Source organism: Microcystis sp. M31BS1 (assembly GCF_020245285.1).
Lineage (GTDB): Bacteria > Cyanobacteriota > Cyanobacteriia > Cyanobacteriales > Microcystaceae > Microcystis > Microcystis panniformis.
Genome location: NZ_JADBVE010000188.1, coordinates 21240 through 31348 on the forward strand (window position 1 = coordinate 21240; position 10109 = coordinate 31348).

The 10109-nt window shown below is 36.9% G+C and carries 7 protein-coding genes; 5 read left to right on the forward strand and 2 right to left on the reverse strand.

Features of this window, described 5'->3' with window-relative positions; genetic code table 11:
• The first annotated feature begins 34 nt into the window (after positions 1 to 34).
• Complete coding sequence (locus IM509_RS10940) at positions 35 to 811, forward strand: SDR family NAD(P)-dependent oxidoreductase (RefSeq protein WP_052275369.1); 777 nt, start codon at positions 35 to 37, stop codon at positions 809 to 811.
• Here IM509_RS10940 and IM509_RS10945 read toward each other — a convergent pair.
• Positions 804 to 941, reverse strand: a complete 138-nt coding sequence (locus IM509_RS10945; RefSeq protein WP_287716924.1) for a hypothetical protein — start codon at positions 939 to 941, stop codon at positions 804 to 806. The genes IM509_RS10940 and IM509_RS10945 overlap by 8 nt on opposite strands.
• A gap of 141 nt (positions 942 to 1082) precedes the next feature.
• Between IM509_RS10945 and IM509_RS10950 the strand changes: the two genes are divergently transcribed.
• The 3 genes from IM509_RS10950 (at position 1083) to IM509_RS10960 (ending at position 8397) form a co-directional block, all read left to right on the forward strand.
• Positions 1083 to 5555: a non-ribosomal peptide synthetase family protein gene (locus tag IM509_RS10950; protein ID WP_185236810.1), complete on the forward strand. Its 4473-nt coding sequence runs from the start codon at positions 1083 to 1085 to the stop codon at positions 5553 to 5555.
• A gap of 64 nt (positions 5556 to 5619) precedes the next feature.
• Entirely contained in the window at positions 5620 to 6228 is a 609-nt protein-coding gene (locus tag IM509_RS10955; protein WP_185236811.1) for an acyltransferase, read from the forward strand.
• Between the two features lie 174 nt (positions 6229 to 6402).
• Positions 6403 to 8397 (forward strand): ABC transporter ATP-binding protein/permease, encoded by a 1995-nt coding sequence (locus IM509_RS10960; protein ID WP_185236812.1) that lies wholly within the window; start codon positions 6403 to 6405, stop codon positions 8395 to 8397.
• 250 nt (positions 8398 to 8647) lie between these two features.
• On the opposite strand, the gene IM509_RS10965 is transcribed toward IM509_RS10960, so the two are convergent.
• Positions 8648 to 9100 carry a hypothetical protein gene (locus tag IM509_RS10965; protein WP_052275373.1) on the reverse strand — a complete coding sequence of 151 codons (453 nt, stop codon included), beginning with the start codon at positions 9098 to 9100 and terminating at the stop codon, positions 8648 to 8650.
• Between the two features lie 53 nt (positions 9101 to 9153).
• Here IM509_RS10965 and pyrE point away from each other — a divergent pair, with 53 nt between their 5' ends.
• Positions 9154 to 9843 (forward strand): orotate phosphoribosyltransferase, encoded by a 690-nt coding sequence (gene pyrE / locus IM509_RS10970; RefSeq protein WP_185236813.1) that lies wholly within the window; start codon positions 9154 to 9156, stop codon positions 9841 to 9843.
• The last annotated feature ends 266 nt before the right edge of the window (positions 9844 to 10109 follow it).

The following is a 10109-nucleotide window of genomic DNA, read 5'->3' on the forward strand; positions in this document are numbered from 1 at the left end:
TATAATGGACATTGATTTAAACTGAAGGAAAAAAATGACAAATCATCTCTTTGATTTAACAGGTAAAGTTGCAATTATCACGGGTGCTGCCCGAGGAATTGGTCGGGTATTAGCGCAAGGGTTAGCACAAGCTGGAGCTAAGGTGGTAATTGGTGATATTAATCAAGTTGGTGCTGAACAAACGGTTCAACTGATTCAAGAAGCAGGAGGTGAGGCCATCGCAATTAAGACCGATGTTCGTCAACGTCAAGCTTGTCAGAATTTAATTAACCAGGCGGTTGCTCATTATGGTCAACTCGATATTATGGTCTGTAATGCAGGGGTTGAAATTCTCAAAAACACTGATGAATTAGAGGAATTTGAATGGGATCAGGTTATTAATGTTGACTTAAAAGGTTATTTTAATTGCGCTCAACTCGCAACCAAACAAATGATCAAACAAGGAACAAAGGGATCAATTATTATGAATTCTTCTATCTGTGCTTTCGTTGCTGTTCCCAAATCTTCAGGAGCATATAGCGCCGCAAAAGGTGGGGTCAATCAATTAGTAAAATCCCTAGCGGTCGAATTAGCTAGTCACAAAATTCGAGTCAATGCTTTTGCACCGGGGTATATGAATAATATGATGGAAGGAACAGAAGGTTTACGTTCAACTTCCAATGAAATGGACGAATTATATACTAGAATTCCCATGAAACGAACCGGAGATTTAGAAGAGTTAATTGGCCCTGTCGTGTTTTTAGCGTCTGAAGCTTCCTCTTATGTCACTGGAGCAATTTTAATGGTAGATGGAGGTTATACCGCTATTTAGCATCAATAATTAAACAATTTTGGTTCTTCGTTACTTGGTATGGTTCGATAGGGGGGCATAAATCGACTAAATCCTTATCTGGCAAGAGACTTAATTGATTAGTTCGCTCTAGAAAAAAAACAATTAACAAAAATCGCTAAATGCCTTTCTATATAAGGGTTCCATCCCTTATAACTCCCGTTCATTGCATAACACAAACCGAAGAGCCACAATTTTTAGGTTGATTTGTATCCATCAAACCAACCTTCACTAAATTAATCCTATTTAACCCATGTCAAAAATGAACCATAACTCTCAAGACAAACAGAAATTACTCAAGCTGTTACTACAAAAAAAAGGAATCGGTGTAAAAACAAATACGATACCTACTAGGAATCCATCTCAACTTGTACCGCTTTCTTTTTCTCAAGAACGACTTTGGTTTTTGTACCAATTAGAAGCTCAAGGCTATACCTATAATATGCCGTTTCGCTTTCAAATTGACGGCAATTTGGATATTGATATCTTTAGAAAAGCTTTAGAAACTATTAGGCAACGTCATGAAGTGTTGCAGACCTGTTTTCAAGAAGTTGACGAAATTCCCCGACAAATTATTAAACCGAAAATTCAGTTAAATTTGCCTTTAGTGGATTTACAGTCTTTATCTTCTGCGGAACAAACCCAAGAATTAGAGCGATTAACCGAACAAGAAATTTATACTCCCTTTGACTTAACCCAAGCTCCTTTAATGCGGACTTTTTTGGTTAAATTAAAAGCTGACTCTTATCTTTTATTTTTGAGTTTACACCATTCTATTTTTGATGGCTGGTCAATGAAAGTTTTACTACAAGAACTTTCTCATTTATATGAAGCTTTTTTACAAAAACAATCTAATCCTTTACCCGATTTACCTATTCAATATGGTGATTTTGCCGTTTGGCAAAGACAACAGTTACAAGGAGATAAACTCACCCAGGAAGTTAATTATTGGCAACAACAATTAACCGGAATTCCACCCTTATTAGAAATTCCCACTGATCATCCTCGTCCTCCCATACAAACGTTTAAAGGCAATAATTGTACATTTAAACTAAGTCCAGAATTAAGCCAACACCTGAAAAATATTAGCCAAACGTCAACCGCTACTTTGAATATGACGCTTTTAACGGCGTTTAATGTTTTATTATATCGCTATAGCCGTCAAGAAGATATTGTGATTGGGATTCCCAGTGGCAATCGACATTTTCCTGAAATTGAACCCTTAATTGGTTGCTTTGTTAATACCTTACCCATTCGCACTCAGTTTAAAGAAAATCTCTCATTTCAAGCTTTATTAAATCAAGTTAAACAAGTGGTTTTAGAAGCTTATGAATATCAAGATTTACCCTTAGAAAAGGTGGTAGAAGCGGTAAATCCTGAACGAAATATAAGTTATAGTCCTTTATTCCAAGTGATGTTTTCTTGGGAAGATATGCTGCACATTAATCATTTTTCGATGGCGGATTTAAAATTAACTCCCGTTCCGATGAATGCTTTAATTGCTCAATTTGATTTAACCTTAGCCATGCAAGAAACGACTGAGGGTTTAGTTGGATCGTTTGATTATAATTGCGCGTTGTTTAATCAAGACACAATTGAGCGCATGATTACCCACTTTAAAACTTTATTAGAAGGAATTGCCGTTAATCCTGAACAATCGATTGAATTATTACCTATTTTACCTTTATCAGAACAAAAGTTATTAGCTCAATGGAATCAGACTAATATTGCTGAAAATCCCAAGGTTTGTATTCATGAATTATTTGAACATCAAGTTTTAAAAACTCCAACTGCGATCGCAATAGAATGGGGCAAGGAAAAAGTTACCTATCAAGACTTAAATGATCGTGCCAATCAATTAGCTCATTATCTCCAATCTAAGGGGGTTAAAGTTGAATCATTAGTGGGTATTTGTTTAGAACAATCTGTATCTATTATTATCAGTTTTTTGGCAATTATTAAAACGGGTGCTGCTTATCTTGTTCTAGCTCCCAATTATCCCCAAGAGCGTTTAAACTATATCTTAAATGATGCTCAAGTCTCGGTATTAATCACTCAAAATACCTTGATTAATTTATTACGTAATCATCAAGCAAAAGTAGTTTGTCTGGATACTGAAGAAAACTCAATTGCTAGTCAAAGTCAAAACAATTTATTTAACCCTATTCAGCCAAATAATTTAGCTTATATTATTTATACCTCTGGTTCAACAGGCACTCCTAAAGGGGTTATGATTGAACATCAAAGTTTAGTTAATCATAGCTTAGGAATCATTAAAGCCTATGATTTAACAAGTCGTGATCGAATTTTACAATTTGCTTCTTTTACCTTTGATGTAGCTGCTGAAGAAATTTATCCAACCTTTTTAACGGGTGCAACTTTAGTCATGCGTCCTGCATTAATGTTCACTTCTTTAGCTGATTTTACTCAATTTATTCAGCACAATCGTTTAACGATAATTAATCTTCCGGCTACTTATTGGCATGAATGGGTATTAGATTTATCTCAAACTTTAATAACTTTACCAGAAACCCTACGCTTAGTGATTACAGGAAGTGAAGAAGTATTAGCAGAGCGATTAATATTATGGCAAAAAATCCTATCAAATAGTCAACGAGAAGATATCACTTGGTTGAATGCCTATGGACCGACAGAAGCTACGATAACCAGCACAGTTTTTAATCCCAATTTCATTCATAAAATTGCTCAAATTCATTCTGTTGCCATTGGTAAACCGATTACAAATACACAGGTTTATATTTGTGATCGCTATTTGCAACAAGTCCCCATTGGAATACCAGGAGAACTGTTAATTGGAGGTTTAGGTTTGGCCAAAGGTTATCTCAATCGCGATGATTTAACCCGTGAAAAATTTATTACTCATGCTTTTAATTCATCAGAATATCAACGTTTCTACAAAACTGGAGATTTAGCTCGTTATTTACCCGATGGAAATATAGAGTTTTTAGGACGCATTGATAATCAAGTCAAAATTCGAGGGTTTCGCATTGAAATTGGCGAAATTGAAGCCGTATTAACTGAATACCCAGATGTCCGAGCGACGGCGGTAATTGTTCGAGAAGATCAAAAAAATAATAAACAATTAGTGGCTTATATTGTGCCAAAATCTCCATCCATTGATCCTGCAAAATTGCGAAGTTTTCTCAAACAGAAATTACCAGATTATATGATTCCAGCTTTCTTTGTACAGCTTCAAGAATTGCCCTTAATGAGTAGTGGGAAAATTGATCGTAACGCTTTACCCGCACCCACCGAAATTCAGGAGCAAAAAACGATGATTACACCCCGAACAGCTACGGAAAAAATTGTTGCTGAGATTTGGCAAGATGTTTTAGGGTTAAAGCAAATTAGTATTTTCGATAATTTCTTTGACTTAGGTGGTCATTCTTTAAAAGCTGCCCAAGTGATTTCTCGACTGCGAGAACAATTAGCTATTAATATTCCTTTAAACTATCTTTTTTCAGAACCGACGGTAGCAGGATTATCCTCTAATTTAGACTTGAATTTATCTGATGAAATTGAGAGCGATCAAATCCCAGATTGGCAAGTCGAAATTACCTTAGATCCCTCCATTCAACCGCCGAATCTTGTGGCTCCCTTTCCTCAAAAACCTGCTGATATTTTGCTAACAGGAGCTACGGGTTTTCTCGGAATTCATTTATTAGCTGAATTATTAGACAAAACAGAAGCTAATATTCATTGTTTAATTCGAGACAAAAGTTTAGAACAAGCTCAAGCGAAAATTTACCAGAAATTAAAAATCTTTCAATTATGGGATGAACAGAAAAGCTCTCGTATTATTCCTGTTATTGGTGATTTATCCCAAAAGCGTTTAGGAATGTGTGAACCAGATTTTCTGGACTTAGGGAATCAAATTGATGTGATTTATCATAATGGAGCTTGGGTTAATGCCATTTATCCCTATTCAATACTGAAACCCACTAATGTTTTAGGAACAGCAGAAATCTTGAGATTAGCGTGCTTAATTAAAACTAAACCTGTTCATTTTGTCTCAACGATTTCTATTTTTTCCCCCAGTTATGCTCAAGGAAACTTAATTCAAGAATCTGATCTTCTAGGTATAAATCATGGACTCAATGCTGGTTATACTCAAAGTAAATGGGTCGCTGAAAAATTAATCATGGAAGCTCGAAAGCGGGGACTTCCGATGACAATTTTTAGAGCATCTCGAATTATTGGACATAGTAAAACCGGAATTTGTAATAGAGAAGATTTGTTTTGTCGTCTGATTAAAGGGTGTATTCAATTAGGAATGATTCCTGATTTTGGTGACAGTACAGAAGACCTCACTCCTGTGGATTATGTGAGTGGTGCAATTGTACATTTAGCCAGTCAAGAAAGCTCTTTAGGGAAAGCATTTCATTTGTTGAATTCTCACCCAACCTTAAATCGTGACTTATTTGATTGTGTTCGGGAAATGGGTTATCCGTTGCAGTTGGTTTCTTTTGAAAAATGGCGATCGCATTTAACCGAACAATGTAAAATTAATACAGATAATGCTTTATCTCCGGTGTTAGATATTTTTTCAGATGAAAATTTATCGGCAGGTTATTCCCCCGAGTTGGATTCTCAAAATACGGTAATGGGGTTAAAGGGTACGGCCTTTAATTTTCCCCCGATTGATCACAAATTGTTAAAAACTTATTTTGCATATTTTACTAAAAGTGGGTTTTTAACACAATAAATGTCGATTTTATCACACCTCTAAATTCAAAAATCCAGATCATGAATTCCACGAGATCAATCTTATGTTTAACTTAAAACATAAATTATATTTATTAATTTCAAAATTTTTAGAAGAACAAGAACGGATCGAAAAACATAAAAAACTTTCCGACAATGCTACATTTCACAGTTCCGTCAAATTTATCGGAAAGTGTATAAACTGTAGGGAGGATAAAAGTCTAATTCAAATTGGAGAGAATACCATCATATTGGGTGAATTATTTTTATTTGCTCATGGTGGAAAAATAGAAATAGGTAAAAATTGTTATATTGGTGAAGGAACTCGAATTAGATCGGCCAATTCTATCAAAATTGGAAACGAAGTTATGATTTCCGATGATGTCAATATTTATGATACCGATGCTCATTCATTAAATTATATTTTAAGACAGAAAGAATTTGTGGAAGTAGTCATTTTGAATAATCTGATTAAGGATGCTAAGGATGTTGATATAAAATCTGCACCTGTGGTGATAGAAGATCATGTTTGGATTGGATTTAATGTTGGAATTCTTAAAGGAGTTACGATTGGGAAAGGAGCAATTATTGGAGCAGGTTCTGTTGTAACAAAAGATGTAGAACCTTTTACTGTTGTTGCTGGTAATCCTGCCAAAATTATCAAACGATTATGAATCTGATTCAATTCTGGTTAATATTCATTCCTGATCTGTAAAAAAGCCAGAAAATAGTAGTAATATAATTTGTGATAATAATGCAGATTTTTATGGTATGCTGAATTAGTGTCTAACTTAAGAGATAGACATTCAAAGTTCTAATGTCCCTCATTTTAGAGTAAGGAGAATCCTATGAATGTTGCTGAAAAAACCTCAGATAGTATAAATCTCAAAGAAGATGTCCGAACTTTCAATCAATCTCTTCAAGAATTTTTAAGATTTATTCAAGTTTATTGGTATCCTAAAGAACACCAGGATAGAGCCTTTTCACAGATTATTCGTTCCTGGGGAATGCTCGTTTTATTGTTTTTATTATTAGTGGGATTAGTAGGTCTTAATGCGTTTAATAGTTTTGTTTTTAGAGACTTAATTACCTTCACAGAAGCTAGGGATGTAGAAAAATTAACTCATCTTGTCATTATTTATGGGATTACCCTAGGTAGTATGACGTTTTTCGGAGGATTGTCCAAGTTTCTTAAACAACTAATTGCGCTGGATTGGTATCAATGGATCAATAGTAGTATCTTGCAAAAATATTTTAAAAATCGTGCTTATTATCAAATCAATTTTAAAAGAGATATTGAAAATCCAGATCAACGTTTATCCCAAGAAATTCAACCCATCACCAGAACAACGATGGACTTTTTAACAACCTGCGTCGAAAAACTCATGGAGATGATGGTTTTTATTGTCATCCTTTGGTCAATTTCTAGAACCATTTCTATAGTGCTTTTGGTTTATACGATTATTGGAAATATTCTTGCTACCTATATTACTCAACAATTAAATAAAGTCAGTAAACAACAATTAGAAACCGAAGGAACCTATAAATACGCCATTACTCATGTTCGGACTCACGCCGAATCAATTGCATTTTTTAGAGGGGAAGAAAAAGAGTTAAATATTATTCAAAGGAAGTTCAATCAGGTGATTAAAATTATAATTGAAAAAATTAATTGGGAAAGAAACCAAGAATTTTTTAACCGCGGCTATGAATCCATTGTTCAAATCTTCCCCTTCTTAATTGTCTCCCCATTATATATTAGTGGTAGAATTGAGTTTGGACAAGTTAACCAAGCCAGCTATTGTTGCTATTTCTTTTCCACAGCTTTATCTGTGTTAGTCGATGAATTTGGACGCTCCGGTGAGTTTATCAATTATATTGAACGGTTAGAAGATTTCTCCCAAGCGTTAGAGGATGTAAGCGAACAAAAAACCCCTGTTAATACCATTAAAGTTATTGAAAATAACAATCTAGCTTTTGATGATGTCACCTTACAAACTCCCGATGCCGCTAAAGTGATTGTCGAACATTTATCCCTATCCGTTGAACCAGGGGAAGGTTTATTAATTGTTGGTCCAAGTGGTCGAGGAAAAAGTTCTCTTTTACGCGCTATTTCTGGGTTATGGAATACAGGGACAGGTAATTTGATGCGACCTCCCCTAGAAGATTTATTATTTTTACCCCAACGTCCTTACATCATTTTAGGAAACTTGCGCGAACAGCTAATTTATCCTCAAACGACAACGGAGATGAGTGAATCCCAATTAAAAGAAATCTTACAAGAAGTTAACCTACAAGATGTTCTTAATCGCATCAAAAATTTTGATGAAGAAGTGGATTGGGAAAATATTTTATCTTTAGGAGAACAACAACGTCTAGCTTTTGCGCGACTATTCGTTAATCAGCCAGATTTTGTGATTTTAGATGAAGCCACCAGTGCTTTAGATTTAAAAAATGAAGATCATTTATATAAACAGTTACAACAAACTGGCAAGACCTTTATTAGTGTCGGACATCGAGAAAGTTTGTTTAACTATCATCAAAGGGTTTTGGAACTTTCCGAGGATTCTACTTGGCGTTTAATGAGCATGGCAGACTATCATCCATCAGCAGCGATTGCAACTCATACCAACAATGAGCAAACCGTTGATGAAACGATAGAAATTGTCTCTGAAATAAACAATCAAGACAATTTTACCCATCAAGAAATGCAAAAACTGACCAACTATAGCTTAAGTACCATCAAAAATAAAGCCAGTCGAGGTCAAACGATTGTTGCCAATGATGGCATGAGCTATCGTTATGACAAAACCCTTGATATTGCCAAATGGGTGAGAGTTTAGCTTCTCAGGGAGCTTCGATTGAACCTAAAAAGGTATCTTGCCGCAGTTCGGAAACCTTCAAAGAAGATTCTCGACCGATTACATTGTGAAGTAGGTAGGCGTTAAAAGTTGTCAGACACCCCCCTTATCAAGGGGGGCAGGGGGGATCGGCACCCCCCTTATCAAGGGGGGCAGGGGGGATCGAACCTAAAATCCATTTTTAATTTAATTATAACCAGCTACTTAGCCAATTCAAGTCTGAATTGGTAGATTAAAATCCGCCTGGACTTAAATAACTGGGATTTTCCTGTAGGGAAGTATCGAAGGGATTGGGTAAATCTTGGGTGCGAATTAAAGGCCCAGACTGTTGCTGTTGCATGACATCATAGTATAAAGTTTCGGTTAATTTGGCATCCCGGGTAATCAGATTATCGAAATAGGAACCTTGGGGAAAAGTACGCCAACCAAAAAGAGAGTTGAACTGTCCTAAAATGTTGGTATAGTCGTAGAAACGACCCGTATTGTTATTAACAGCGCGGTTAAACAAACCAGGGATATTATTAAATCCCACCGCCGTATCGGGAGAGGGGACAAGTTGCAATTGTTGGGTTTTTACCGGTGCAGGATTGGTGGCGGGTGAATTTTGGGCGATCGCATTAGACGAACTTAACCAGACTAAACCGGTTAAACAAAACAGGGGAGGAAGTAAAAACTTAGCGCGCATGGGTAAAAATCTCCTCACAGGGATAGGGTTAATTAAAAAATCGCGTCAATGGGATGAGAAAGAAATCAATACTAGCGATCGAGTCAATATATAATGACTTTTGGCTTAATTGTAACCGAAATTTTGGAGTCAGTCAGACTCCTAATCCTGAAAATATGGCTAATTCCTCGGTAGCGAATCTCGATACTGCTTCCCTGCATCAATTTCTCCTCGATGCTCTTGTCCGTCTTGCCTATCGAGAGGGAGATTTCACCCTGTCCTCAGGACAAAAAAGCAGCTACTATATCAACGGCAAACAAGTTACTCTCACTGGGGAGGGAGCTTTAGCCGTGGGGCGTTTATTGCTGTCTCTACTGCCTCCAGATACCCAAGCGGTGGCAGGATTAACCCTAGGAGCGGATCCGATTGTCAGTGCTGTTAGTGTGGTATCTGCCTACGAAAATCGCCCTATTCCAGCCTTAATTGTCCGTAAAGAGGCAAAAGGTCACGGTACTATGGCTTATATCGAGGGGCCGACTTTAAACCCCGGGGCTGCGGTGGTTGTCCTCGAAGATGTGGTGACAACGGGGAAAAGTGCTATGGTAGCGGTAGAAAGATTACGCAATGCGGGTTATCAAGTAGATTTAATCATTGCTTTGGTGGATAGAGAACAAGGAGGGGCGGAATTTTACCAATCTCAGGGAATACAGTTTCAAGCTTTGTTTTCGATTCGGGACCTACAGGCGGCTTATCACAATAAATAGCGGCGATTGGCGAGAAACGCTCGATAACTGGGTTTTAACAGTCGGATTGGCTGTGGGGATAAACCACAAAGGCACAAAGAACACAAAGAGGAAGACAGATTCAAGCGGGCTGCTTTCGTTGCCTAAACGATAAGTTAAGTAGGTAGGCGTTAAAAATTATCAGAAACCCCCCTTATCAAGGGGGATCCCCCCGCCTATCGGCACCCCCCTTATCAAGGGGGATCCCCCCGCCTATCGGCACCCCCCTTATCAAGGGGGATCCCCCC